At 59.1% G+C, this 26166-nt stretch carries 24 protein-coding genes and 2 pseudogenes; 15 read left to right on the top strand and 11 right to left on the bottom strand.

Translation table 11 applies throughout. The annotated features are described in order from the left end of the window. The first annotated feature begins 15 nt into the window (after positions 1-15). The gene (locus IVB50_RS09020) at positions 16-1380 is read left to right on the top strand and encodes an HlyD family type I secretion periplasmic adaptor subunit (protein WP_247295615.1); all 1365 of its coding nucleotides are present in this window, start codon (positions 16-18) and stop codon (positions 1378-1380) included. Between the two features lie 811 nt (positions 1381-2191). Here the strand turns inward: IVB50_RS09020 and IVB50_RS09015 are convergent. The 3 genes and pseudogenes from IVB50_RS09015 to IVB50_RS09005 all read right to left on the bottom strand — a co-directional run bounded on the left by IVB50_RS09015 (position 2192) and on the right by IVB50_RS09005 (position 4509). Further along, positions 2192-3364 (bottom strand): ERF family protein, encoded by a 1173-nt coding sequence (locus IVB50_RS09015; RefSeq protein ID WP_247295634.1) that lies wholly within the window; start codon positions 3362-3364, stop codon positions 2192-2194. Positions 3365-3385: 21 nt separating this feature from the next. Beyond that, complete coding sequence (locus IVB50_RS09010; protein WP_247295632.1) at positions 3386-3613, bottom strand: hypothetical protein; 228 nt, start codon at positions 3611-3613, stop codon at positions 3386-3388. A 75-nt stretch (positions 3614-3688) separates the two neighbouring features. Continuing rightward, positions 3689-4509, bottom strand: a pseudogene (locus tag IVB50_RS09005) (YqaJ viral recombinase family protein). A gap of 68 nt (positions 4510-4577) precedes the next feature. On the opposite strand from IVB50_RS09005, the gene IVB50_RS09000 reads away from it, so the two are divergent. From IVB50_RS09000 to IVB50_RS08980, 5 genes are all read left to right on the top strand, one after another. Continuing rightward, positions 4578-4832: a helix-turn-helix transcriptional regulator gene (locus tag IVB50_RS09000; RefSeq protein WP_346283349.1), complete on the top strand. Its 255-nt coding sequence runs from the start codon at positions 4578-4580 to the stop codon at positions 4830-4832. Between the two features lie 90 nt (positions 4833-4922). Further along, on the top strand, positions 4923-5306 hold the full coding sequence (locus IVB50_RS08995) for a hypothetical protein (protein WP_247295611.1): 384 nt from the start codon (positions 4923-4925) through the stop codon (positions 5304-5306). A 1119-nt stretch (positions 5307-6425) separates the two neighbouring features. After that, positions 6426-7085 carry a hypothetical protein gene (locus tag IVB50_RS08990; protein WP_247295609.1) on the top strand — a complete coding sequence of 220 codons (660 nt, stop codon included), beginning with the start codon at positions 6426-6428 and terminating at the stop codon, positions 7083-7085. Continuing rightward, positions 7078-7653, top strand: a complete 576-nt coding sequence (locus tag IVB50_RS08985) for a hypothetical protein (RefSeq protein WP_247295607.1) — start codon at positions 7078-7080, stop codon at positions 7651-7653. The genes IVB50_RS08990 and IVB50_RS08985 overlap by 8 nt, the downstream gene beginning before the upstream one ends. After that, positions 7643-8101 carry a hypothetical protein gene (locus tag IVB50_RS08980; RefSeq protein ID WP_247295604.1) on the top strand — a complete coding sequence of 153 codons (459 nt, stop codon included), beginning with the start codon at positions 7643-7645 and terminating at the stop codon, positions 8099-8101. The genes IVB50_RS08985 and IVB50_RS08980 overlap by 11 nt, the downstream gene beginning before the upstream one ends. Positions 8102-8896: 795 nt before the next feature. Here IVB50_RS08980 and IVB50_RS08975 read toward each other — a convergent pair. After that, a complete protein-coding gene (locus IVB50_RS08975) occupies positions 8897-9112 on the bottom strand; it encodes a hypothetical protein (RefSeq protein WP_247295602.1) in 216 nt (71 codons plus the stop codon). A 2322-nt stretch (positions 9113-11434) separates the two neighbouring features. Between IVB50_RS08975 and IVB50_RS42670 the strand changes: the two genes are divergently transcribed. Both IVB50_RS42670 and IVB50_RS08965 read left to right on the top strand, forming a co-directional pair. Further along, positions 11435-11932, top strand: a complete 498-nt coding sequence (locus IVB50_RS42670; protein ID WP_345946562.1) for a hypothetical protein — start codon at positions 11435-11437, stop codon at positions 11930-11932. Between the two features lie 139 nt (positions 11933-12071). Next, positions 12072-12218 (top strand): hypothetical protein, encoded by a 147-nt coding sequence (locus IVB50_RS08965; RefSeq protein WP_204513776.1) that lies wholly within the window; start codon positions 12072-12074, stop codon positions 12216-12218. Positions 12219-12276: 58 nt separating this feature from the next. On the opposite strand, the gene IVB50_RS42665 is transcribed toward IVB50_RS08965, so the two are convergent. Together IVB50_RS42665 and IVB50_RS08960 are read right to left on the bottom strand one after the other, a co-directional pair. Then, positions 12277-12459, bottom strand: a complete 183-nt coding sequence (locus tag IVB50_RS42665; RefSeq protein ID WP_345946354.1) for a hypothetical protein — start codon at positions 12457-12459, stop codon at positions 12277-12279. 1176 nt (positions 12460-13635) lie between these two features. Further along, a complete protein-coding gene (locus tag IVB50_RS08960; RefSeq protein WP_162847251.1) occupies positions 13636-13809 on the bottom strand; it encodes a hypothetical protein in 174 nt (57 codons plus the stop codon). A 492-nt stretch (positions 13810-14301) separates the two neighbouring features. Here IVB50_RS08960 and IVB50_RS08955 point away from each other — a divergent pair, with 492 nt between their 5' ends. From IVB50_RS08955 to IVB50_RS08950, 3 genes are all read left to right on the top strand, one after another. Further along, complete coding sequence (locus tag IVB50_RS08955; protein ID WP_018459961.1) at positions 14302-14547, top strand: PilZ domain-containing protein; 246 nt, start codon at positions 14302-14304, stop codon at positions 14545-14547. Positions 14548-14978: 431 nt separating this feature from the next. After that, positions 14979-15113: a hypothetical protein gene (locus IVB50_RS42405; protein ID WP_007595432.1), complete on the top strand. Its 135-nt coding sequence runs from the start codon at positions 14979-14981 to the stop codon at positions 15111-15113. Positions 15114-15343: 230 nt separating this feature from the next. After that, on the top strand, positions 15344-15556 hold the full coding sequence (locus IVB50_RS08950; RefSeq protein WP_018459962.1) for a hypothetical protein: 213 nt from the start codon (positions 15344-15346) through the stop codon (positions 15554-15556). Positions 15557-15736: 180 nt separating this feature from the next. On the opposite strand, the gene IVB50_RS08945 is transcribed toward IVB50_RS08950, so the two are convergent. Beyond that, positions 15737-15913, bottom strand: a complete 177-nt coding sequence (locus IVB50_RS08945; protein ID WP_157643135.1) for a hypothetical protein — start codon at positions 15911-15913, stop codon at positions 15737-15739. Positions 15914-16232: 319 nt separating this feature from the next. Then, positions 16233-16442, bottom strand: coding sequence for a hypothetical protein (locus IVB50_RS08940; RefSeq protein ID WP_007595423.1), 210 nt, complete (start codon positions 16440-16442; stop codon positions 16233-16235). A 1151-nt stretch (positions 16443-17593) separates the two neighbouring features. On the opposite strand from IVB50_RS08940, the gene IVB50_RS08935 reads away from it, so the two are divergent. The 3 genes from IVB50_RS08935 (at position 17594) to IVB50_RS08925 (ending at position 20533) form a co-directional block, all read left to right on the top strand. Continuing rightward, positions 17594-18493: a hypothetical protein gene (locus IVB50_RS08935; protein WP_247295599.1), complete on the top strand. Its 900-nt coding sequence runs from the start codon at positions 17594-17596 to the stop codon at positions 18491-18493. 859 nt (positions 18494-19352) lie between these two features. Then, on the top strand, positions 19353-19799 hold the full coding sequence (locus tag IVB50_RS08930) for a hypothetical protein (RefSeq protein WP_240543971.1): 447 nt from the start codon (positions 19353-19355) through the stop codon (positions 19797-19799). Between the two features lie 497 nt (positions 19800-20296). After that, a complete protein-coding gene (locus IVB50_RS08925) occupies positions 20297-20533 on the top strand; it encodes a hypothetical protein (RefSeq protein WP_085349978.1) in 237 nt (78 codons plus the stop codon). A 400-nt stretch (positions 20534-20933) separates the two neighbouring features. On the opposite strand, the pseudogene IVB50_RS08920 reads toward IVB50_RS08925, so the two are convergent. Beyond that, a pseudogene (locus tag IVB50_RS08920) lies at positions 20934-21693 on the bottom strand (IS5 family transposase). Between the two features lie 219 nt (positions 21694-21912). Continuing rightward, the gene (locus tag IVB50_RS08915; RefSeq protein ID WP_085349977.1) at positions 21913-22113 is read right to left on the bottom strand and encodes a DUF6494 family protein; all 201 of its coding nucleotides are present in this window, start codon (positions 22111-22113) and stop codon (positions 21913-21915) included. A 1602-nt stretch (positions 22114-23715) separates the two neighbouring features. On the opposite strand from IVB50_RS08915, the gene IVB50_RS08910 reads away from it, so the two are divergent. Next, positions 23716-23925, top strand: a complete 210-nt coding sequence (locus IVB50_RS08910; RefSeq protein ID WP_245288561.1) for a hypothetical protein — start codon at positions 23716-23718, stop codon at positions 23923-23925. Between the two features lie 359 nt (positions 23926-24284). On the opposite strand, the gene IVB50_RS08905 is transcribed toward IVB50_RS08910, so the two are convergent. Continuing rightward, positions 24285-25823 carry an OpgC domain-containing protein gene (locus IVB50_RS08905; RefSeq protein WP_245329350.1) on the bottom strand — a complete coding sequence of 513 codons (1539 nt, stop codon included), beginning with the start codon at positions 25821-25823 and terminating at the stop codon, positions 24285-24287. Positions 25824-26166 lie beyond the last annotated feature (343 nt).

Below are 26166 nucleotides of genomic sequence, written 5' to 3'. Positions count from 1 at the left end.
GCGCGGGAGGACAGCATGAGAGCGGTAAAGGACGACATCGGCGAGTGGTACCGCGGTGTTCCGCTGAGCGCCAAATGGCCCATCTTCACCGGCCTCGCCATCTTGGTTGTTTGGCTCGGCTGTTTCGGCGTTTGGGCCGCAGTCGCTCCCCTCAACAGTGCGGTCGTCGCCTCGGGTACGTTCGTGGCTACCGGGCAGAACAAGCTTGTCCAGCACTTCGAGGGCGGCATCATCCGCGAGATTGCGGTCAAGGACGGGGATGCCGTCGAGGCCAACCAGGTCCTGGTTCGCATGGACGATACCGCTGCCAACGCCAAGCTGAAACGGCTGGTTTTGAAGAAGTATCGACTGCTCGCCATGAAGGCGCGTCTGGAAGCTGAAATGAGCTCTTCTGACGCAATCGAAACCCCGGCCGCATTCAGCGAGAACGCACGTGATCCAGAAATCAAAGCGATTCTTGAGCGGCAACGTGCCGAGCTTCAGGCCCGCCGGGCAAGTCTGGTGACCGACGAAAGCGTACTCCTAAAGCAAATCGCTGGGCTGGAGGAAAGCATCCGCGGATATCAGGCGCAAGTTCAGTCCACCAAAGAGCGAATTTCCTTGTTCGTCGAAGAGCTGAAGGACAAGAATTCCCTTCTTGGCCAGCAGTTGGTCCGCAAGTCGGATGTGCTTGCGTTGCGACGCTCAGAGGCGGGTCTCGGGGGTGAGCTAGGCGAATATCTCGGCCGCATCGCCGATTCGAAGGAGCGGATCGCCCAGGCGAACGAACGAATAGCGCAGCTCCACACGACGGCGCTTCGGGAGGCGATCAAGGAGTTGCGCGAGACCGAGGCCGAGCTGGACGACGGAGAGGAGCAGATTCGCGCCGCTCAGGATGTGGTCGATCGGGTCGATGTCCGGTCGCCCGTTCGAGGTATTGTGGTGAAGAACAACTTCCATACACCGGGCGGCGTGGTCTCTCCTGGTGCCGTGATCCTTGAGCTCCTGCCGATCGGCGACGAGCGCATCATCGAGGCACATGTGAACCCCAAGGACATTTCGCATGTGAGCGTAGGCCAGGAGGCGCTGGTGCGGCTGTCGGCGCTCAACCAGCGCATCACGCCCATGGTCGGGGCGAGCGTCATCTACGTGTCAGCGGACGCCTTGGCGGAGCAAGTGCAGGGGAAGGCCGAAACCCGTCGCGACGGCGACACGCGTGGGGAATTCTATGTTGTTCGGGTGCGCCTGGACCAGGACGATATTCTCAGGCAAATGCCTGAATTCATCCCGACGCCCGGGATGCCCGCGGACATTTACATCAAGACCGGAGAACGTACGTTTTTCGAGTACATCATGAAGCCTGTCCTCGACAGCCTCTCCCGCGCGTTCCGCGAAACCTGAAGCGAGCGGTTTGGACCTCAATGCTGAGCACTCGCGTGTACGGTGAGCTCAAGCCTTTCGGTCTGAGGCTTGATAAAACGGCGCTGCTTCGCTCAGCCCTTCTCGCGTTCGTTTTTCATGGCGGCAGGATAGCCCCGAACTCGATCCTGCTCGTTTCGGCCTAAGGTCCTGAACAGCGAATGCGCGACATACAGCGTCGCTTCCGTGCGGTATCGGCGCGCCATGATCGCGAGAGTTAGCTACCCTAGCGGCCGCAATGGCATTTGCGGTCCGCGTGCCGTCGTCGAGCCGTTGGCCGGCGACGACAACGCTCAAACACATGGCGTGCTCCCGAACGGTGATTTTGCTTGCTTGGTCGGCTTGGCACCCGCGAAACGAGGGAGCCAATGGAGGCACCATGATCGGCTTGGGAGTTGCGAAACTATTCGTTAGCTTTCATGTGGCCAGCTGGGACCGTGCCGATTACCGCCCATTGCGGCACATTGAAATGGGAATGCCGGCCCCGCTGTTGGCCCCATCCTGCGGCTGGGGCCGTTTTGAATTTTAACAGCATCGTTCAACCCGGTCGACAACCATGCTTAGAGGCATTGCTATCGCGCTATTCGGAATGGGCATCTTTTCTCAGCTTGATCGCGCGCTCTTCTATGGCCGCCATACTGACGCCGCGTTCAGACTGATGCGGGAGATTGGCCGGGGTTTTGGGCTGTAAGGTTCAGCCGCGCGACCCATGGCAGGACACAAAAAGATCGCTCGGCGGTTAAGTCCCCATCCTTCGCGCCATTCGCTTCGCTGACCCCACATTGCGGCCGAGTCATCGTGCAGTGGTCCCCGGACCTGAGGCCGGCGGAGGTGGTATGGCGGACGCTGTCGCACGCTCATGGACTGGGCTCGCTGCCCAAAGCTCCTTTGCAAGGGGCAGCGGTGAGATCTGTACCTCCGACCACCATGCCCTTTCGTTTCCATGGCGGTGCAGCTGTTGATGATGCGCGCGGCACAAGGGCACCGTGAACTCGTCGCTGACCTTGCGGCCGAGCGCTCGTGGTTGCGCGAACTTGAGATGGTGGGCATCGCAGGGCGTCTGCTTGCAGATGAGACAGGGCTGGTCGCGCACGAATGCGAGGTGCGCCTTGTTGCGCTTGCGAGAGGCTTCCTTGGGGAAGGCCAGCCCGATGCTTGGCTCGGGGTTGGATTGGCCGTCGGCCGCGCCAACTCGCTCGGCGCCAACCTCAACAGATCGTTCCGCCCGCACCGGGTCTCCGAGCGCAAGCTCGTCCGGCGCGATGCTGATCTCGTAAGGGACGGCCGCCTCGAGCCGCGTCTGATAGGCGGCTTCAATTGCGCGAGCGTCTCGCTCCAAGAGGGTGTTCTTGAGCGGCAGGCTGGTCTTGGCCCAGTTCAGGAGGTCATCCCCGCTCGGCAGTGCCCCCAGCTCGCCAAGCAATCGTTCCCGGAGCTTGGCCGATGCTTGCGCATCGCGCAGCGGCTGGTTCACAACGCCCTTGACCGGCTTCGCCTTTGCCACTGGTGCGGTCTGCGACGTGAGCGATGGGCCAGCCATCAGGTCCGGCGCATCCAGATCGTCCTCGCCGGCAATGCCGACCAGGGTGAATAGCGCGTAGCGTCGGGCATAGGTCAGGGCGGCGCCCATCCGGTGTGGGGCGGCGGTATCGGTGACCAGACACACCGGCCAGTCGGAGGCAATCCATTCGCCCGAGCTGTGGAGCAGGGTGGTTGTGAGCCTGATCATTCCGGTATCGGCATCGATGGCCGTGGCCTGCACGGTGGCAATCTCGTATCTGGTGAGGCATTTACGCACGATCTCAAGGCCGCTGGCGAGCGAGGCATAGCGGAAGGTGCGGCTCTCCTCGCGTGGGAACGGCGATGTGATCGTCGCCGTCATGAGCTTCTCCGGGTTTTCCAGCTCGGCCTGCGCCTTGGCCAGCGCACCGGCAATCTGGCTAATGGTCTCGCTCGAGCGCTGCATCGCCATCTCGGCTGCTGGAAATTATCGGTCGTTCAGAAGGTCGAGCTGGATCGCCAACACGAGTCCGGTGACAACGAACTGGTGCTCCAGATGATGGATTAGGCTGAGAAGAAGGTGGTCATGCCCGCAGCGCGCTTTAAAGCCGTGCAATTTGGCCCAGAGCTCGCCGAACAGCTCGAACGCCTCCTGATACGGCTCTGGAGGATCCGAGGAGGGGTCGAGATGGACGAAATCAAAGGGCGGCTGCATCAACTGACCCTCGTAAACCGTGGGAGCTGGCGGACGGGCCAGGTTGCGACCCGCGGCTGATCTCGGCAGGCTGCATTATGTGAGGTCGACCGCTTCGAAGCTGATCGCGCCGGACTTGGAGCGCTTGGCCCGCAAGCCATGGCCGCTCGCCTCCTTGGCGTCTTCCGGCACCAGTGCCTTGAGCTCGGTTTTCGCCCGTTCGTGGTCCAGCGCAGCGGCGCGGGTTTGGCGATAGAGCGCGGCCAGTTCCGCCCAGGCGTTTGAGCTGGCCATGTCGACCACTCGCACTGCCGCCAGCCGCGGCCGCGGCGGCTCGATGCCAAATAGCTGCGGCGCCTCGCCGGTCTGCACGCAGCGCCAAAACTTCTTTTCCGCGGTCAGCAGCAGATGCTGGTACAGCGGGTCGGCATGGACCTTGATCTCGACCCATTTGCCACCACCGGTGATGATCGACAACACCGCGGCGCGGGCGGCGACCACCCACATGTTGTGCTGCAGCTGCGTCATGTGCTTGTCCGCTGCCGCTTCCTCCGAGAAATTCCAGGGCAGCGCGAATTTGCTTTCGAAGACATCACCGGTTTGCTGCACCCGTCCATCTAGGGTCGCTCCCATCCAGCGGTGGACCGGGTGGAAAACCCGTCGCTGAACGTGCTCGATCGCGTGACCGGTTTGCCGCTCGTACCAGGCGCGGTTGAGATGCTCGGTCGCGGTACCGAGCTGGACGATGAGATCGTCCGACAGATCGATGGGCTCGACCTCGCCGCGCTTTTCCTGCCAGAGCGCCGGAGTAGCGCCCCAGCGTCGCTGCCCATGATGAGGCGGGCATCGGAGCCGCCGATGAAGGCGCGGCGGTCAAATCGTGCGAGCTTTCCCTGTGAACTGATTATGGGGTGCATGAATGCCATCCTAATGGTTGTGGTAGCCTTCCTTGTGATTCTGACACATGTGACAAAAGCACAATACTATGCCTGTGACAAGTGCACAAGTTCGAATGGCCCGTGCAGCCTTAAATTGGACCGTTCGAGATCTCGCGGAGGCAACCGGTCTGCACCGGAATACGATCAACAATATTGAGGTAGGCCGTTATGCCGGCGACCCAAAGACTCTGGAGGTTATCCAACGAACGCTAGGAGTCGCTGGCATCGAGTTCATCGACGAGAATGGTGGAGGTCCTGGCGTCCGTCTCCGGAAAACGGTCAGAGAAAAGCCGAGCCGCTAGTGGTCCAGATGGCGCTTGGGTTTGGTTTTGCGGTCTCCGATAAGATGTTCAGGGTAGAAGGCTGAACACAAAGTCCCCCAGACACATCGGTTGGCCGCAGAACTGGCGCGCAGCGCGCCGGTGAATCCTTGGCCGCGGCGGTTACGACCGCCGTTCGCGATCGCCTTGAACGGATGCCGTGAACACGGCGCCGCGCTATCGAACCGAATTCCGCAGATTAGTCAGGACTGCGCCAAGCGCTTGAAAGAACCTTATCGATCGGCCGACACGGCGAACTCATCTACGAAATCGTGGACTGCCCCGATGATCATCAATACCTCCTCGCTGGTCGCCATCCTGGGTGACGAATCGGAAAGCGGAGGCCTGCGCACTCGCGAACGCGAGCCAGTCGCCGCGCCGCCTCTCGGCCGCCAGTCACTTGGAAGCCGCGCTCGTGATCGACAGAAGCCGCATCGCCAGCCGGCGCTTCGGTGATCTGATCAAGCACAAATTCTCATCAAGCCCGTCACCGAAGCGCGGGCGCGGGTTGTACGCGAGGCCTACCGTGATTTTGGCAAGCGCAGCGGATATCCCGGCCAAGCCGAATCTCTTCGACTGCTTTGCTACGCGTTGGCAAGACCACCGGTGAGCCTCTGCTCTTCAAGAGCGATGACTTCATCCATACAGATATTGCCGCGGCCCTCAATCTGAGGGCCGCCGCAAGACCATCCGGAAGTATAGCCAATTGATGGGGGCGTCACTCCAGTGAACGAGCAGCCGGTTCGGCAAGCGCTCAAGTTCGCCCGGGTCGAGTTCACTAACGAAAACGGCGGCGGACCGGGCGTGCGGCTACGAAATCAGCGAAGTCGAAAACTAAGGATCGAGGCGAAGCGTCATGGTGTCGTAGTTCGCGCATGAAGCTCGCAGCTTGAGCAGCGGCAGGCTCGGAGCATCAGAAATCGCATCCGGAATTCAAATGCGAAAACGAACCCAATTTTGGTGCGCGAAATCAAGCATTTCAATCGTATCGCCGTTCAAACTTTGCGTTGGCGCCGTCTCGGACTTGCAGGGGCTGCCGTGTGGATGCTCCCTGCCGCATATAGGTGTTGAAAAGTAGAGCGCAGCCGCGGACCCTGTCGGCGCTCGTTAGGTCTGCTTTAACTTCTGGCGTGTCACCTTTTCGGTGAAGCCAAGACCGCTTGATTTGGGTTGGCTCATTTTTCCCACGGGAGTTTCCGGGAAACAACTCGTCCGACGTTCGGTCGGACGAGTTCTCTCTCTACGAGAGGCAAGGAAATGACCGCGCGATCAAAGCTCAATTGCTCCCATATTGTTCGGCACGGCCGCGCACGGCGGGTTTCGCAACGGCCCTTCGACGGCCGCCGCGCGGCGGCCGTGATTGTGCACCCTTACACCGATGATGGAATCCAGGCGAGGTGGGTCGACGACGTTGATCGAACCGTCGTCGGACATCATTCGCGGCCAGCGTTGGCGAACTGTTTGATCCAGCCGTGGACCGGCGCGGCGTTGCGCATCTGTCGCAGCCCGTCTCCGCGCCTGGTGAGACGCCAGTTGTGTCAGTTCAGCGATGTTGATCAGTGGGGAGAAAGGTAAATGGATTTCTTGTTTCTGGACGGCGAAGATCCGCTTGAGTTTGCGCTTCTGCTGATGCGGTTGACCAACGAGCACATGCCCTGCGGGGCGGACGAAGAAGACTGCGTGCTAACGATGACCAAGTGGGTCTGGCGCAAGCACAGCTACCAGCGACTGCTCAAAACCCGCATGAACTCCGCGCGGCTCGACCCCAGGCATGCGGCGTATGACGAATCTCAGGGGCTGCAGGTATTCCTGGAGATGCTGAACCGCGCGCATGAAGCGCATGAGGTGGAGATAGCGCTCGCGTCCCTGCGCAGCCATGTGACGGGTCACCTCAGCGAACATTGCCCGAGATATAAGTTCAGGACGACCAAAGCATGGATCAAGGCTCTACGCCGGGAAGTCGAGAAGAAGTTTCTGCCGGCACTGGCGCCACCTTGCGAGGAGGTCCGGATGATGATGGCCGCTGAGTTTCTCACCGAGGACGTGCTGGCGCGCGAGCTGGAATACGAACGCGAATGCGATGCGATACTCGATCGGGCGCTTGATCGATTGACACGACTGAAGGCCGCCAAGCGGGGCCTCTCCTTGCAGGAGCGCAAGAGCTTCCATGAAAAGGAGCCTTCGCGACTATGCAATCAATTGTGGGCTGCCCTGTTGGAGGTCAAAGATGTCTAGACCCGCGCGCGGTGCAGATTCGATCAACGGAGGAGCGCTTCCGGGCGCCTGGGGCGATGAAGCCGAGGGGAATGATCGTCAGGTCAAGGCCGCCCTCAAGCCGCGCGACCGGATCGAGGAAATGTACGCCGAGGATTTGGCGCACAGCGATCGGCAGACTACAATCTTCCGGCGCGCCACCTCTCACGTCATCGCGGCGCGCCAGGGTCAGGCACTCTACAATTTCCTTGCAGAACATCACCCTGCGAACGACGCCGACCGTGTGGCTCTGGTGGAGCGCTGGTCACGTGGCGATCTGAAAGCAAGGGCCGAAGTGGCAGCCGTCCTCAAGGAGGCCGGCTTAAACGAATTCTGCCTGGAGGCAGAGGCGGTACTCGATTCATTGTCGACATTGCTCGTGCTCGAGCAGTTACAATCGTCAAAGGTCGCGCGGCGCGACAGGGCACTCGCGGGGCTTGCGTTCTACCGCCGCATGCAGACGCAAGGGCAACGGCCGGCGCAGCCGGACCGGGACGCTGTTGCATCCGACGTGTTGCGTTTGCGGGAGCCGCCCAGCAATGACCACTGACCGGCAACGCGCCGCCAATCGCGCCAACGCGAAACGAAGCACCGGCCCAACATCCGCGGCTGGAAAGTCGCGGGCGAGCCGAAATGCCCGTCGCCATGGTTTGGCCGCGCAAGCGCAGTTCGGCTCTGATCGGCTCGAGCGCGTCGATCAACTCGCCCGCGCGATCATCGCCTCAATGCCCGGCCAGATCGACCTGATGCAAGCGCGATCGATCGCGCAGGCCGAACTCGATGTCACCGCGGCGCGCGCGGTGGCTGGCGCGCTTCTGACGGAATTGTACGGAACTGTGCCTGACTGCGATCTGGCCCTAGTGCCGTGGCGACCATTGCGACCGGGCGCGGGCCTCCATACGTTCCACGACCTCAAGATGGTCGAGCGGTATCTTCGTCGCTCGCAGGCAAGGCGGGATAAGTTGGTCCGACTTTGCCTCTCTGGCGCAGGCACATAGCCGCGGTCGGTTCAAGGCTGCTGCGGCGCGCCAAGGCGGAAAGCTGTGGGGATAGCCGGCTTGCACAAGCAGCCGACCACACCCGTCAGCTGCTCAAGCACCGCTTTGAGCCCAAGGCGAGCCCGAGCGGAGATGGCGCACTGGGACTGGAATGTTCGCGCGCGGCTCCGCCCGCGAGATGAAGGGAGACTCGGAATGTGCAGAACGAACCCAATTTTGTTGAAGCGATTCAACTTAGCTCCGCAAGTTGACGCGCTCAGACCCCAACGCTTTGAGCGGCCGCCGGTCGCCTCGGGTGTGCCAACAATCGCGCCGGTGTTAGCGTCGATCGACGTGTCGAGCTTGGTCTCCGAACGGAATTTATTAAGGCGATCGATCAACCCGTGCATTTTCCAAATTCACTATCGCAGCGGCTGCTGCTTCCTTTTGTTGGTGGTGAAGGCCTGTGCCTGACGTGTATGCCACCAAGGCTAAGTTGTACGCCTGCCAAAGCGTATGCCGGTCGAGATCCGGGAAACACTTCAACACGAGTGGTTCAATGTCAGCGGCTTGATATGCATCCAGGCATTGAAGAATGACGCAGCTGACGTCGGCGATGCTGTGGTGTTGCATTTTCATTGCTCCCGGTTATGGACATCAGCTGGTTCGGCGGCCGCGGTCTCTTGGTCTGTTGCCAGGACGACAGATGCAGCCACAAGCTGAAGCAACCGCCGGCAGACATTGATCGATGGCCCGATCACCTTAGGTGGGGAGCCTCGCTCGCGCGCAGGGTTTGCGGCAAGCGCGGCGCCCTTGTCAGAGGCGGTCGCGACCCGGCGATGATGCGCGGACATTGAGCTCTGATGAACCGCCCGGTCCATTCGTTTGGTGGAGTTGTTGGAGTCGCCTGTCGAGTTCTTGTTTTTTGGCAACGATCCTCGCGGCGAGAATCTGGTCGACGTCCGTGTAGAGAGCCCACAACTCATCGAGGGACATCTGCTCAAATTGCGGTTCGTAATCACGAATGTCCACAGTCCGGCCCCCCGGCTGGGGCGGGTAGCAGCGAAGTCAGTCTTGAAAGCCCGGACCCTTACGCTGATCAGATGATCGCGCTGCTGGCCGGGCCGACCGCGCTGCCCTCATAAACCGCCTTCCCAGCTCCAGTTTCGCGTGCCGCACCGACGATTCTGCGCTCGGCCTTGGCTACTCGGTCTCGAAGGGTCTCAAGTTCGGATACTTGAGACGCGAGTGCCTCACAATGTTGGTGCAGAGCGAAATGACAACCATCCAGTCGCGCACGAGCGTCCATTGCACGCCCCTCTATGGTACTGCCCCAGAAGACGTGGTCCGCAATTGGGACCACCGCGAGACTAGTCAAATTGACCCATCAGGTCTGTTCGCTTTCGCACATTCGCTGTATGCTTTCCCTCCGGGAATCGCCGCGCATCGATTGCTGCGAGCGGCAAGCAAGATATTGCTGCTGGCCTGCCGCTCGGGCCTCACGGTTTTCGAATTCGCAAGGCCGGGCCTTGGATCTCGCGATCGCGCGTTTCGGCCGATGACGACGAGATCTCTGCTTGGCCTTGGCGACCTAATCTCGAAAGGTCCCGCAGTTCGACAGCTGCAAGCGAGCGCCGCGAAACGCTGGCGCCGGTAAGCGCAGGAGCGTGGATCTCAACACGGGGCTGTCTCGGGCCGAATATCGGCTCGCGCGGCTCTTTGCCATCGGGCGGTGGATCGTTTCGCAGGAGGTTAGTTTCAGGGCGTCTGCTGAGCATTGCGAATAACGCCCGATTTGCGCGGCTTTCATGCGGTGGTTCTCCCTCCTTCTGCTAGCATTACTTCGATTGCGTAAGGCGCGAGCCGATGTCGGTCTCGCTCTCCGGGTGGTGATCCGCGGGGCTTCTTCTCTCTTGAGAGAGCAAACTTAGCCGCTAGGCGTCTGAACAATGAACGCTTTGCGACTTGCATAGCTGCGCGAAGACAGCCTTCGCCTTGTTAGTGCCAAAACCAACATGCATTCCTTTGTCTTGCTTCCCGACTCACCAGTCTGCCTCGCCTTGACGAGCGATGCGGGAAGACTCAGCCCTCAGCCGCTCTATTTCGAGCCGGAGCAGCGCTTACGATTAGACAAGTGCGCGATTTTGGTCTTCTTCAGGAAAATCCAATTAAATGGCACGTGACGTCCGGCGATTCAGGAGCGCATCGCGTCGATAGCGTGTGCGATTAAAATGCCCACGCTCAAAATAACTAGAAAAATGAGCAACCAGGTACTCACGTCCACCTCCTGTCTTGGAAGTGAACCTTCCTGTTTATGCACAGTCAAAGGCATCACGTAGGGAACCGCGATTTCAGCGGCCGCTGAGGATTTATTGCCACACGGCGCGCTATCGTCGGAACGCCAAGAAAAGGAGTGTGCCGACGATGGCGGTCGCGAGAAGTGGAAACCAAATGTCCGGCACTTCAGGCACTCCGACTCACTGCGTCGGATTAAATGCGAGCTGCGCTCTTATTTCTTCTGGTTTTCACTATTCTCCACAGCTTAAACAGAAGTGGCCGCAACTCGCAACGAATATTTGCGGTATTATGTTCGTGGTTTGGCGTCGTCAGTATTCGGAGCGGTTCGGTCTCGCGTGTTCGTATAGCTAGCCGGCTCACGTGCAGATCCATTTCTGGTAGCAGTTCCAGGTTTAACGTATCTCGGTAGCATCAAGCTTAACGAGTGACATTCGTTGCCAACTTGCCGGGACGGAATATCGTCGCGTCGATCTGGCATTTTCTTTCCGAACCACCAGTTAGCGGGGTTGCCTGAAAACGGGTTCGATTTCCAGGATTCGATATTCGTCGTATGGAAATTCGAACTATCGTGCACCAGCCGCGCAGTTCTCCTATCGCGACCCGCTGGAAGCCGAGTACCGTCAGCTCATCGAGGGACGAGAGCGGGTCAGACAGGCCGAAGCCGCGGCCTCAAAGCGGTTTACGATCGCGACAAGGAAGGGAATTCGCCGCAACGAAGATGCATCCGCTGGCAGGCATCTGCTCGATGCGCGCGACGGAGTTCGTGGCGTGCAGCGCCAGGGTTGTAACCACCAAAGTCAGGTCGTCGAGAGGGGTCGAGATGCCTTGGTGGCGGGCTTGGGGGAGAAGCGTGCAGTCGGTGGGACTACGACCGCTTTGAATGGGCCCGCGAACCGCGAGGGCCAGCTCCGTCGGATTTCCGGGCGATGCGCCGCCGTCCGTCTTTCCCGAAGAGCCTCGACGGATTGGAGCCCTGTGCGCTGTCGCCGAAAGTCCGCCCTCCGGTTTTCATCGTGTGGCCTTGCTTTGGTCAAACCGGCGTTGGGGAGTGTGGACTTGCCCGATTTAATGCTCGGCCTCGGCCCGGGTGACATCGGGTGCGATGGGCCGATGCATTCGCCGATTAAACCGATAGCTCTGACTCTCTTTAAGAGCGGAATGAAAGAGTATCGGGCGCTTGTTGTGGACGTGAACGTTATGGGCTCGCTCAGCGGCTGGGACTTGGCCAGACAGGTTCGAGAACAAGAGCCGACGTTTCCCGTGATCTACATGACCGGCGCTGCGGCCGACCATTGGGCGTCCCAGAGCGTCCCGAACAGCATCCTGTTGCAGAAGCCGTTTGCGCCGGCCCAACTTGTCACGGCGATCTCGCAGCTCCTCAATCAGGTCCCCCTACGCGCGAATGAGGCCGCCTCAACTCCGGTTCACTTCCGCTTTTGCGTCACCAATCGCAAGGGGATGTTGTGGAGATGCGCGCGACCTCGCACAGCCGGTTCTGTCCATGCCCCAGCGCGCGAGCAATGTCGTCGGGTCGATTTCCTGCGGCGGCCATAGCGATCAGCCGCTGATGATCTTCCGGCGTCCACCTTCTCACCAGCGGCCCCCCAGCCTGTTGCACGCCTACGCCTGCCTATACAGTTCGCCGATTCGCGCCCAACAAGCGAGGTGGGCTGCCGGTCGGCGATCGGCCAGAATGAAAGTGCTGCTACTGGTCGCGGAGCGAGGCGCGCCGGTGATGTTCGCCCGGATCGGGGTCGTGCGCCTGTGGAAAGCGCCCTGGAGCGCAGGGGGGCTTCAGGAGCGCCCCAGGGCCGCCCACTCCATGCCGGCGACGGCGTAAGGCCGGCATGATCGCCTACGGCGTTGCCCAAGGCAACGCCTATCGAAATGCCACTGCCTTAATCGTCATGATGGTGGTGGTGGTGATGCTCATGCGAGCTGCCCCCGCCAGACCGCGCAATGGCGTTAGACGTCAGCGATGTTGATAGCAGGAGCGTCATCGCTGGAGGCGTCACGACGGCAAACCTACCGCAGGTCTTTAAGAACTCGCGGCGGTCCTCGTCTTCTGTGGGGCTTGGCATGCTTGAGCTCCGGTCGGTGGCGTGCGGATATTAAGCCGCACGAAATTTAAAGCAATTAAATAAATTAAGTTCCTTTTATTATTTAAAGGCCGCGAGCCGGCCTCAGGTCAGGTGGGTGTGTCCGCTACCGGACAGACCGGCCGTTGGTTGTATGTTGCCGCCCGACGTCAAGAACTCGCGATTGAATACAAGGCCGTTGCTAAATCATCCGCAATTTCCACCGAACGAGCAATTTTGTTGAAGAGCGTCGCAAGGACACTCACCGGATTAGCTAATCAATTGGACCGACTTGCCTCTCTGACGAGAGACGAAGGGCGTCACGCACGAGCCGCCGATGATCGCCCTGGGGCCGAGCCGGAAGACGGCCAACGTCTTTAGGATGTCCGCGTCGGCGACGATGCAGCCGAAAGCCACGCCTTCGAGCGCGCCAAGAAGATCGTCAGGAGCGATGGTGCACGTTGGGAGACGCAAGACCTCAGACAAGAATTCGCATGATGGCTCGGCAAAGCAGCAGATGGGGAGTGTCCACGTTGCGCTCAACATTGAACAGCCCGGGCAGTGCATCCGAAATTCAACACCTCCTATCGTTCGCCCTGCTCAGTTCCAGAATTAACTTGCAACACGAACATCAAGCTTAATTCCAGACCGCGATTGCGGCCGCGCGCTAGAGGACTAGTTTGCGCACACGGACATTGTCCTTGTCCGCTCCACCCCAGCGAAGTCGCCGCACCATTATATTCGGTGCAGCGACTTCGACGCTGGACAGTCGCGCGAGCTTCACTTGAGAGAGCAGCCGGACCACGAAACGCTTGATCTCATCGAGATGCGTCGCCGACTTACGGCGCTCCGGTCGAAACACTCGGACAATCTTTTAATTACTTCGCTGTTGAACCGCTTTTTCGTGAAAGTCGCATTTCTCCTGAAGCCAACGGACCGGGCGCACGAGCAATATCTCAAATCAGAATTCGAACGAACGTTGATAAAGGTCAAAGAGATTGCTGCACGGACGAAATCTGACTGAAGGCCGCACCAACGCGTGGCTCTGGACCCGATTGGCCGGGTATCCGCCACTGTTCTATCGGATCAGCCAGTAGCGGTTGTCGGCTTTGGGCACTGGTGCTGAACAATAATCTCCGCATTCGTCTTCGTCCTCCCTTAAAAAATCGGGTGCTGCTGCTATTCCCGGGGCTTGTCGGTAATCTCTCGCACAGCCAAGCTCAGCTCCAGCTCTCTGAGCTGCTCAATCAGAAGTTCTACGATCTGGTCGTAGTCAGACGCCTTCAGCGAATGCACGCCTCGCAAGGCCAGTTGGTTCTGGAGGATCATCGCCATCATGGCTTTAACGCTCATGGGCCCTCTCGTCGGGAAACAAAGATCGTCATAAAAACAATCAGAAGTAGACGTCAAAGCTTGCGGATGCGCAACGTCCGTAAGAGTACGGACACCGCACAAACGGGAGAATGTGTCGCGTGTGCGCCTTCAGACTAATCCGTTGGAAAAGAAGGCGCCGGGCTGCTGGGACAAGTGTAACGTTTTCGCAGGTAAGGCCAGGTAGGATGTAGCTTTACTCGCCGACAGGCCAGCCATGAGATTGCTAATGACTTCGGATTGCGATGATGAACTAGCGGCTATCGCTCGAGCAATCGCAACCAAGCAGCTTTATATCGAAAGTCAAACCACCTTGATCCAGGTGCTCGAGCGTGACGGACACGACATGCTTGAGCAAAGAAAAGCTCTTGCTAAGGAACGATCAGACCTAGCAACACAGATCGCGCGACAATTTAAGCTGCTAGAGACAAGGTGCACATCGGGCGAAGATGATCACGTTGCGGCTATAATGAAATGATAGAACGTCGAAAGCTGGAGCGCATCGATGTGGACGAGGTCGCCTACATTTCAGGCGACGGCGCCAGCTTACGCTGCCGCGTGGTCAACATGTCGGAAGAAGGGGCAGCAGTTGAGCTTCCGTCGAAGCGGCACGTGGCCTCCACATTCAAACTAATGCTCGAGAAAGATCGCATCATCCGAAGTTGCCGCCTAGTCTGGTTGAGTGGAAATCTTATCGGGGTCTCGTTCGAGGATCTTTAGGCGGAGAAGAGTCAGTTAGCTCTGCCCTACAATGGAACTCGCGGTTCTTTTGCTGGCATGGATGGGCGATGTCAAACAATAGACCGGAAATCCGTTCGTGGTCCCCCGATGCAGCAGACGCCATGAAGAAGTGACTTCCATTTTGTGGGGACTAACACTCGCCGCTTCTTGTTTGCGCTATCGAGGAACCGCGCGCCTCTGTGCAGCGGCTAATCTTCCTTTCCTAACTCTCGCATCAAGACCTAGAGCACATGAGCAACGGCTCTTGCAGCGCCTTCGCCTCGGCCCTTGGCGCGCGCACCTAACGCCGGTTAAGGGATTGGTTACCGGTCACTGTCACCATTTACATACAGTCGCATTATGCGGCAGCGCATTCTGAGAACAGTCTATTCGACACGCCCGGTTGGCGGTCTCTTTCAGGAGACGCCCCAATGCTTAAGGGCTTCACGGTCTTCGTTGTTGCGCTGATCAGTACAGCGCAAGTGGATCAATACCTGACCCACGGTCGGTACACCGACGCGGCCATGGCTATGCTGCGGCAGATCGGTCGCGCGTTTGGATTTTAAATAGTTCTTTTGCGACGGAGACCCGTCATGGACGGCATCTCATGGGGCGATCTCGAAAGGGATGAACAACGCGCAATCGCGACATTGGGAGCCGGTCTTTCCATTAAACTGTGCAGCCCCTTGCTCTCCTGGCGTCAGGTCGGCTTGGGCTGCTGCACACAATTTGCGAAGAGATGCCGTTTTGAAGTGTGTAAGCGGTTCGGCGCCGGTCGATCACGACAGGGGGTGGGATGCCAAACGCAATCGAGCTGATTGTGGACGGTTACGTTCGCTTGAACAATCGAAGGGCTCTGGATGATCTCCGCATGCAGCGTCGGAAACTGGCCGTGGACCTAAAGGCACGTACAGGTTTTGATTTCGGGACGACCGTCCAGCAGATCGAGGAGGATATCGCCGTGATCGAGGCTGGGCTGGCGCGGTTGGATGGCGCGGCGGCGAGCTAAGCTGCCAAAGCAGTTCGCGGTTCAAGCCGCCCGATTAGCTTCTTTCTCGGTCCCGCGCATAATGATCTTGAGCACATCATCCGGCAACGGGCCATTGCAGCGCCTTCGCCTACTCTCATGTCGGCGTGGCATCCAGCCACCTGCTACAGGTCACATCGTCTCGACGCATTTTATTGGCGCTTAGTAAGGCAATAGTTCGGACGCTTTTGTCCCGGCCAGGCTGTGGAAATTCTTGCAATGACCTATGGCTGTACGGGTGACATGGCGCTCAGCCGAAGGTGTGTAAGACCACAGCATAGTGGTTGCAACAATGAGGAAGGCAACGGCGGCGATTGCAGATGAGATCAGACGCTTCATGGGAAACCTCCGGTTTCCGATTGAAGGTTCGTCCGACAGTTCGATTAAAGGTTCAATGGAAAAAGCCAAAATCTCGGCCTGCTCATGGAGTTCCGTTTGAGACGTAAGGGCGGCCCGCCCGTGCTAGGCGGCATGCCCACCCGCAATCGTGAGGATCTCGCACTCTGCACCCTCCGAAAAGCCCCGATCCGAATGGTTCGGAAACACCCCGGCATCGGTGCGAAGTTGCCGACATGGCGGTTGACGACGCGGAACAGCGCGCTTATGGCGGCTTGGTTGCTGGTGATCAAACGCGCCAACGAGAACACCCGCTCGCCACCTACTCGACGTCGATCATTCGCTCCTTGGTGATCCGCAGGCTGCGGACGTAATAGCCTTGTGCCTGAACGGCTGACTTGATTTCGTCGCTGACCTTGAGAACTCGTTTCCTGCTCTTCCGCCACTTATGTGCAGAGTAAAGCACGGGCACGGGAGAGCCTGAACTTAGAACGAGCAAGAAGCGCCTGTCATTGCGATAGACATCATACATTTCGCCCCCCGCGATCATGTTGAAGTAAGCATGTCTGGTCGTCTCCATGGACGAGCTTAGTATCGCGAATGGCTGCGCGGGTTGTAAATCTGCAACGTCCGGGATTTCTTCAACAACGTTCCCGATTGGGAACGAACTTGGTGCAGCTCGGCCGTGGGTATTGATCAAGCTCTTGCGAGCGGTCGGGTAAAGAGGCTATCGAATCCGCCACAACTGCGTGAGCAAATGCGCGGATGCTCGAAATCCCCCGCTGCGATCACTGCGAAGAAGAGTTCGCGCCAGAAGAGCTGATAGTTCTTGCGCCACCGGCCGGGGACGGCGAGTTGATCTGCGGTCGGTGCATCGAAGTCAAGCTACTGATGCTCCACCGCATCAGGATCATCTCGATCGCACAGCTTCCGTGTAGGCGGTTCACGAGCGCGAGCGCAATCCAGCCTCCTCGGTAGCATCAAGCCTAACGAGTGACATTCGTTGCCAACTTGCCCAGACGGAATATCGATCGCGTCGATCGGCTTTTTTTCCGAACCACCAGTTAGCGGGGGTTGCCTGAAAACGGGTTCGATTTCCATGATTCGATATTCGTCGTATGGAAATTCGAACTATCGTGCACCAGCCGCGCAGTTCTCCTATCGCGACCCGCTGGAAGCCGAGTACCGTCAGCTCATCGAGCTACGAAAGCGGGTCAGAAAGGCCGAGGCCGCGGCGTCAAAACGGTTTACGATCGCGACAAGGAAACGAATTCGCCGCAACGAAGATGCATCCGCTGGCAGGCATCTGCTCGATGCGCGCGGCGGAGTTCATGGCGTGCAGCGCCAGGGTTGTAACCACCAAAGTCAGGTCTTCGAGAGTGGTCGAGATGCCCTGGTGGCGGGCTTGGGGGAGAAGCGTGCAGTCGCTGGCACTACGACCGCTTTGAATGGGCCCGCGAACCGCGAGGGCCAGCTCCGTCGGGTTGCCGGGCGATGCGCCGCCGTCCGTCGATCCCGAAGACCCTCGACGGATTAGAGCCCTGTGCGCTGTCGCCGAAAATCCGCCCTCCGGTTTTCATCTTGTGGCCTTGCTTTGGTCAAACCGGCGTTGGGGAGTGTGGACCTGCCCGATTTAATGCTCGGCCTCGGTCCGGGTGACATTGGGTGCGATGGGGAACGCCGATGCATTCGCCGATTAAACCGATATATCCCGGCTCACAAATTCATGGTCCCGCGCTCTCACCAGAAGACGTCGAGCTTGTTGCGCGCGCGGATGAACGGCTCGTCCACGCCTATGATCAGATCGCACGTGCAGATGAACAGCTGGCGCGTGTCAACGAACAGCTTTCCAAGTTAGATCAGGATGGCACGCGCCACCCTTCTCAGCCGAAGAATTCCGCGAAATGGTTTAGACCACCCGACCGCGGGGCGAGCTCATTGCGCGGAACGCCGGCACTGCGCGGCCTGATCGGTCTGCTGTTGGCAAGCGGCATCTGTTTAGCTGCTCTTGCAGCGCAGTCATCCGACGGCGATGCGGTCAGAGCAATGATGTATCGGTGGTCCGCGCGTGCCGTTTCACCTTCGTTGCCGCAAGAAAGAGCCGAGATCTCCTCGGCTCTGCCTACCACTCAGACGAGTGCAACCTATGTGGCACTTCAGCAACCGGGGCCGCTGACTACACCGCACGATGCGATCCAGGCAGCCGGCCCCAGTTCGCCGGAGCTGGCGCTCCAGGGATTGGCGGGCGACCTTACGAACCCGCCGCAAGCGATCGAGCAGCTCAAGGCCAGCCAAGATCAAATCGTTCGCGACCTTGGCCAGCTCTCCGACCGGCTTACGGCGGTCCAGGCACAAATGGTGCGAGACAGAGCGGATGCCGCCGAGCAGCTTAGGATGGTCCAAGAACAATTGGCCGGCATCACCACCAACGCTTCCGAGCAGATCCTACGCCCCAAGACGCCAGTGCCGTTGCCCAGGCCAATTGCCGCCACGATCCGCAAACCTGTGCCAACCGTTCCGCGGCCGCAAGACAGGGGGCGGCCACACGCGCCGCTGCAGGCCGACCAGGCCGTGCAGGACTAGGGATTAGCTGTTTTCAACGCGTCCGATCGCTGCGAGACCTCGGTGCGGAGCGCCGAGGGCTGTTGCTTGCTCCGCAGCTGCCGCCATCGCGCGGCTTGCAGCCCATAGTTCACTCGCAACCGGGAGGGAGATAATCGTCCCAATGTGGGGGATGGTGAAGCCTTTGGCGCTCTCCTTCCCTGTTAGATTGGGGCGGGAGCGCGACTGGCGTTCCCATCACCGGAGCTCTCCGCGGACGCTCAGATGGCACGCTCCTTGCCAATCAGTCGGACCAGTGATTTTCGTTGCGAGGAGACGTCTAGCAATGGGACCAAAAATTCGAATCTTCAAACGCCCAAAGCCCAATCTGGCACATGTTACCCGCAATCTGATGCAACTACTCGACGCGCTCGAGGATCTTGAGGAGCTGAGAGAGAAGGTCCGGCTAGCAGAAGCAACCCGAGTGTTACATTAAAGCGGCCACCTCCGTCAGAGCTGCTGACTAATCTGCAATGGCACCTTGAATCGGCAATAGTAGCTCGCGCGGTTTTGCGCTTTGCGTGCGACCAATCGAGGCGCGCGTGCGGTCCAGCACTATGCGGCAGAACCCGCCATGGCGCAGAGGAACCGCGCCGGGGGATCATGGTTAACGGTCTGGCAAGGAGATCGTCCAATGCCCCATGCCACCCCTTTGGTGCTCGCCGCCATCGTCGCCAGCTCAGCTCTGCTGGTCCTCGCGCCAGGAGGCGCCGCAAATGCTGGGTCGGCGGGTGCGGGCACGGGGACAAGCGCGAGCAGCGCCAGCGCTGGTCCGTCGGCGCCTGCCGGAATGGGGACGAATGCGGGTAGCGCCGGCGCTGGTCCCTCAGCGCCTGCCGGAATGGGGACGAAAGACACCGCCACCGGCGCAAATCCGAGCACCAACAATCAATCGAACAATCCGAACGTTGAACCCGCCACGCCGGCAAAGTCGCGGACGGCCGCACAGGCCGCAAGAAATGTCGGGGTTGGTCACGCGCAAAATGGCCTGCCGATCGGGGCCATTGGGACGGGTACAAGCAACGAGGACCAGATCATCATCGGCTCATTACCCTCCCGAAACGCATCAGCCCCGGCAGCACAGGCCAAAGGAAACATCAGTGGTGGTCACGCGACAAATGGTCCCCCGGTCGGAACGTTTGGAAAGGGCCCCAGTCTTTCGGACCAGGTGAGCCGGCCGCGCGCCGCGCGAGCTGGCGATAAAGTGCTGGACGCCAAAGCGCAGGTCGAGCGACGAACAACCGTTTCGCCCAAACGCGTTCCCGGCATCACAAAGCGGGGTTTGTAGCTGCGAGCGAAGCGGCGAGCAGACTTGCGACCGAGATCCGGTGGGCTTCGCAGGGCCGGTCCCGATGGCTGGCGCCGCAACTCGCCTGCCAGAAGCCGGATGATTGAATCATTTAATATCGCGCCATTTAACTCAAGCCTTGAACCGGTCCTGCCGCGGCGCGCGCCCGGCCAATGTTCGACGCACAGCAGCTTGGTGCCGTAGACCTGATGCGTGCAAAACTCGGGTCTGTGCGGTTTCAGACCTTGATGTACCTTTGATGGCACCCTGGGTGGACCTGCGGCAAGGTCGGAGACGAGGCCTCGCGCCGCGACCACCAGCCCGTCCATCCAAAGTTGGTCCCATGGGCGACCGTGGCTATGCACCGCACGGTGAATACGCCGCTAACTAACAGTTAGGAGAACCAATATATTGTTTCCGTGGTTGAATCATCCGTCATCCCGGAAAGCAAGGTTACTGTTTGCGTCGAGGATGAGTTTAGAACCTGAGCCAAGACGATGAAGGACCTCAGGCGACGATTGGAGAGGCTCCGCGCGGACGCCAGAGACTTTGCTCTTATGAGTCAGTCGGCGACCGATGCCGAAAAGCGCGCGCTCTTTCAACGCTTGGCGGATGAACTCGCCTTCGAAGCTCTTGAGCTTGAGATCATCGTAAAACAACAAGGGCACTCGGATTCCAGCGAGCAGCACGAGGTCGTGGAATTTAAGCCATCCGCTCACAAGAAGCGCGGCTGATGCGGAAAGAGGCTGGGCGGTCGGCTTGTCTTATCCGTCCCGCGCCCTGAACGATTTTAAGCATAGCTTCCACCAACGGCCGCTAAGGCACCTTCGCCTCATCCCATTGCGCATGGATCCAGACGTCGCGCGGTTCATCAGCTCGATCAGCTCGACCCGCGGGGCCGGCCACGTCCCAGGCGGCGTCCTTGCTCAAGCATTTGAGCGCAAGTCGCAGTATCCGGAGCTGGCACCTCGCTCAGATCGTGCAAGGTGACGATCGGCATCGCAGCCGCCCAGCAGCTCGGTCTCGGCAAGGTACCAGCGCCCAGCCGGACACCAACCCTTCGCGCGGCATCGACGACAAGGGGAAGAACGAAACCGCACATCGCGATGTTGCATCGGACCGCCTTGGCAAGAACTAAGACGCGGACTCATAAAGACGCAGCCATAGCCTGATTGACGCGAGCTGAACGAAGGCAAGGTAGTTGGCGGCCAGCCTGTCGTACCGCGTCGCCACCCGACGACATTGTTTGATCCGGTTGAAGAACCGCTCAACCCGGTTGCGGGCGCGGTAGAGATATGGGCTGAAGCAGATCGGATCGCTGCGATTGCTCTTCGGCGGGATGTTGGCCCACGCGCCCTTCTTCATGGCAAGCTCCCTGATCCAGTCCGCGTCATAGCCACGGTCCGCAAGCAACATTGACCCGGATTTCAGACGAGACAGCAGTTTTCCGGCAAGTCGAACGGATTGGCCTCACCGGGGCTCAGCGCCAACCGTACCGGCAGACCATTGCTGTCGACCACCGCATGGATTTTGCTCGTCAAACCGCCCCGGGACCTTCCCATCGATTGGCGCTGGTTCCTTGCAATGCAGGCTCCATGCTGATGTACGCAGACATGGAGGTGTCGATCATCTGGGTAGCGGCATCATGGGCAGCGGCAAGCGCTTCTACGATGCGGCCCCAGACGCCAGCCCGCCGCCACCTGACGAAGCGGTTGTAGCAAGTGGTGTATGGCCCAAACGCCGCCGGCAGATCACGCCAGGGTGCTCCTGATCGAAGGAGCCAGAAGATGCCATACAGGACCCGTCTGTCGTTCACCCGAGGGACGCCACGCGACTTGTTCGGCAGCATCGGCTTGATGGCGGTCCATTCATAGTCAGCGAGTTCGTAGCGCATAATTCGAGCTCCAGTTCGGGAGTTTGAATCACGGCCATCCGGCCAAACGCAACGCTCATGGGCAGACACTGGTACGGCGCTTTTGGACAGGAACGGGCATCAACCATACCGCACTCTGTGCCAAAACTGTCGAAAATGACCCAAAGCAGCCGTTGCTGGAAATCAACAGGATTGAATGCTCCACCAACTGGCGGCAATGCCGGGGCAGCCGGGACATCGTCAGAGTGCGATTGTTTCCTCGACTACATGTTTCAGCGCCGTTCCCTCAGCCGACAGGGTCATTCGCAGTTTGAGCTGGCCACCTTTCACCGCCCCGCTGCGCACTAGGTTTTCGATTTCGCGCTGCGATGTAACTCCAACATGCTTCAGAAATTTACGGATAGCCATATTGAAGCGGTCTTCATCGAACTCGGCGGTCATGGCTGTTCTCCCTGGTCGGTCAGGCGATGTCTAACACGAGGCGAGCAAAGACCCAACATCGAGGCCCAACTCGCGTCACCCCCGACTTCCTCCTCAACCTGATTGCCTACAACGTCGGCCCGGAGCTGAAGACTACACCCGAGGCGGCGCAAGGTCGGCCGTTTGAGGTGGACCGGACACGGCTGGAGCTGTCGCCGACCGCCGCTTGTGACCCATGGCGGAAGTCAGTGACCGGTAAAAAAATATTCCTTCGAAGGCCGCTGAAGTCATCTTCCATTTGTTCGGTTTTGGCGATTACACTGTTGCATTCGTATGGTACCCAATTGTTTTGATTTCAGGACCTTGTCAGACGTCACCCGCCGCAGATTGATCGGCAGTCTCGCGGCCGGAGTAAGCGCGGTCTCGGTAACTTCATCAAGCATCAGCAGCGCACGTGCTCAATCCGCGCAAAAGACGTTTGTTCTTATTGGCGGAGCCTTTTACCAAGCTTGGTGTTGGCGTCACCGAGAGGCTCGAAAAGCAGGGCCACAAAGTCTATGCGCTTACGCTTACGGGATTGGCAGAACGCTCGCATCTCCTCAGCAGAGACATAAATCTCGACACGCACATCACGGACATCGCAAATCTCGTCGAATGGGAAGACCTCATAGACATTTGCCTCGTTGCTGGGCTGCCATAACTAAATTGTAGCCGAGCGATCCGTCTCGCTCGGCTTGCGAGTAGCCAGTGTACGAACGACTTCCACACATGGCCCGTCACCGACCTCAGTTAGAGCGCTGCGAGGGCCGCTTCCGGGAGATGAGCCGACCCGATCATGCAAGCTGCCGAGGGCTGCCTTTGACCCAAAGCCGAACAAGTCAACGCGGGCGCTTTTTTCGGCCAGAGATCTCTGATGCTTCGTGGCTGCGAGCCTAGGGCACTTTCGTCGCCACGGTGTGTGGCTAGAAAACAAAACGCCGCTGTCGCCGCAATCGGCGACGCATCGCCGAGACACCTGTGACTTTTGAACGTTTGCCGACTTCGTTCCTCGGCTTGCTCAACCCGGCTGCGAGGGTTCTGAAGCTCTGTCAGTTGAGATCTTAGAAACCAAACGCGTTCGTGCAGAACTGTCATGCGGTTGTGCCCCTGACCAGGCCTACTCATCAGCGCGCCTTACTATGACTATTTAAAAACCGCCATTGTCAGGCCGGAGGACGTAAAATCACTCAGTTCAATTAATAGTAGCTCAGGTTCGCTGAAAGTGCTGTGAAATACCTCATTATCGTGGAAAAGACGTGTCCTGAGCGGTTTCATTTGCTTGTGAGGTGGGTACCAACGTCGGCGGATGAACCACGCGATCCGGTTTAATTTTAATGAGACAAAACACTGCTTGTTAGCCTAGGCGGTGCAGATCAACGTGCAGATATTGCCGTTTTCCGGGCTCGGCGCGGGATCGGAAAACTGACTCTGTAGAGGTGCAATCGCGATCGCTGCGATGGCTCGATTGGAAGTTACCTCTTCATTGGAGAATCTCGCCATGGTCGAACGTCGAGCAATGGAGCGGATACCGATCAACCGGGCGGCGCGGCTGTCGTTTGGTGGATGAGTGGGACCCATCCGTGCGTGGTGCGCGACATCAGCGCCCTGGGAACCTGCATCTCCACGCCGTACTACATATTCGCCAGCGAATTTGCGTTATCGTTCGACGAACATTCCGAAACCTTCACCTGCCGCCTCATGTGGAGGAAGGAGACACTTTGCGGGGTGTGCTTCCTCCTGCGCCGCAGCTCGCCGAAATTGGCGAATGACGTGGTGCGGCTTGACCACCAATGATGTGCTGCCGACTCTGAGCATCCTTAAGCTCATGTGTCGACATAATTCCTCGCGTGCGCTGAGAGGCGATCGGGCGGCCGTTTTGGGCGACAAAGTCGAGCCCCTCCACAAGGTCCGCTGATTGAGGGATGGCAGACCAGATCAACTCACGTTCAGTTCTTCGCGTTTTGACCCGAAGCGGTCATGTTGCGATTTTGGGAGGAAGCATCTCAACGTTCGCATCACGCTGCAAATCGTGTCACCGCGTGAAGTTCGCAGCTTGATCGCCTCCCGGAAGAGAAGACGTGGAGGCTGGCCGTTGGCAGCCTTCTCCGAATTTTGCCTGCTCGCCTCTCTGGCCAACAAGTTTCCTCAAGTCTTCAAATCAATCGTGGCTGCCTGGGTTTGATCCTGATTGAGTTCAGCAGCGTTGCGGCGGCGATCATCAGCAGGATGCCGGCGAGGCTGAGCGCGATCTGCATCGCAAGACCATTCGAGATGTCGGCCAGCGCTATTTGGCTGGCGAGCGCCAGCAGAACACCGAGACAATAGATTGCCAGCGAATTCTCCCCACAGCGGATCGCTGCGCGCATCAGCGGCATCGGCAGTCCTTGCCAATCGCGGGGTACGAGCCATACCGCCAAAATCGCAAGCGCTAAAAAATGCAGCAACCGCAAGGGAGCGAGATCCGATTTGTCGACTTGGTAAACCACATTGGCGAGCGCTTGTGGGACCAGATCTTCCAGGGTCGTGAGCCACCAACTCAATCCGACGATCAGGCTAAAAGTCAGATAGAGAACTGCAAGTACAAGCGCGATGCGACAGGTCATCCAGGGCCAGACTCCCTTGCCCGCAATGACACACCAGGCGCCGAGCACAACCAGCAGCTGCCAAGCCAGCGGGTTGAAGAACCACACGTTGTTGGGCCAGGCCGGGACGGTCCAGCCGAAGACGTGTACCAGCGCATAAAGCAAGAGCGACGCGCCGAGTGTCACGTTCGGCACTCGCAACAGCAACCACAATAGTGGTGCAAACAAAAGATGATAAACCACGAAAATCGGCAAGACGTCGGTATTGACCGGACGGTATTGCAGGATCGCCGCATGCGCGAGCGCCGCACCCGGATGTTCCAGCAAAAGGCGCGTGTTGCTCTCGTCGGCGATCCGGCCACCGCCGGTTAGGTAGACCATGATGGCGCAAGCTATAGTGAGCAATAGAAATGCAGCATAAATGTCCCAGCTTCGCCACAGCGTTCGGGCGATGACGCCGGGCCAGCCATCGCGCGAATGTGCGCTGCCGTAAGCCAGTGCGCAGGTCACACCCGAGACGAACATGAATACTTCCGCGCTATCACTGAAGCCGTAGTTCCGCAGCGTCAGCCAGCTTCCGATGTTGTTGGGGAAATGATTCAAAAAGATGCACCAGAGCGCGAGGCCGCGGCAAGCATCGATGCGTAGGTCGCGGCCTAGCCCTTTCGGCTCCGGCCGCGGGCCCGCCAATGGCATCGCAGGCGCCGCGAGCAACTCGGGTTCGGGCTGCGGATGCAGTCCGCGCAACGCGTTTCGCTCGATCTCCGCCAGCATCCGGCGACTGTCAATGTTCAGCGCAGTCCGATGCTTGTCGAGGTGGGCCGGCGCGTCACTAACGGGATACGATCGCATCGGCTCCCGCGCATCGGACAGATCGATCGAACTGATCGCCACCATCTCGACGAAAGAGCTGCGCGGCGGCGGCGCAGGCACCATCATCATGGTGGCGACGGACCGAAAGGACGGAAATGATAATCCTTCCATTCCTTCCATTAATTCTTCGTCGGTAATCACTTCATAGGAGCCAGCCGGTAGTATCCGCTCGAAGCTTGTGATCCGAAATGGGTGCTCGAACTCCACCGTTTCACGTCGTGATCGGGTAATCGTCATGATCATCCTCGCATGTTGGCGAGGACGCGCCGGGACAGCGGATAACAGCTGGCATAAAGAGGCGATCTCGCGGGTGCTGAACGCTCAATGACGGGGCTATTCAGCACCTCGGGCGAAAGCGATTCCACTGCAAACCGAAACCGGAAACTCCGCCTCAGAGCCATGCGCGTCCGGATTAATTGTTATCGAATATTCGCTGCCGTCCCGGCAGCCAATGCGCCAAGCATCGACCCCAGATTCGGTGCGAGCTATCGCCAAATTTTGGTGACGGCGGTGCCGGTCAGGCGGCAGCGGTTATGGGCTGACGGTCGGTCGACTTGGCGATGACCTCGATCCCATCGTT

The organism is Bradyrhizobium sp. 87 (assembly GCF_023073015.1).
Lineage (GTDB): Bacteria > Pseudomonadota > Alphaproteobacteria > Rhizobiales > Xanthobacteraceae > Bradyrhizobium > Bradyrhizobium canariense_D.
The sequence above is the reverse complement of the archived record's forward strand: the minus strand, read 5'-3'. Positions and strand labels throughout refer to the sequence as shown.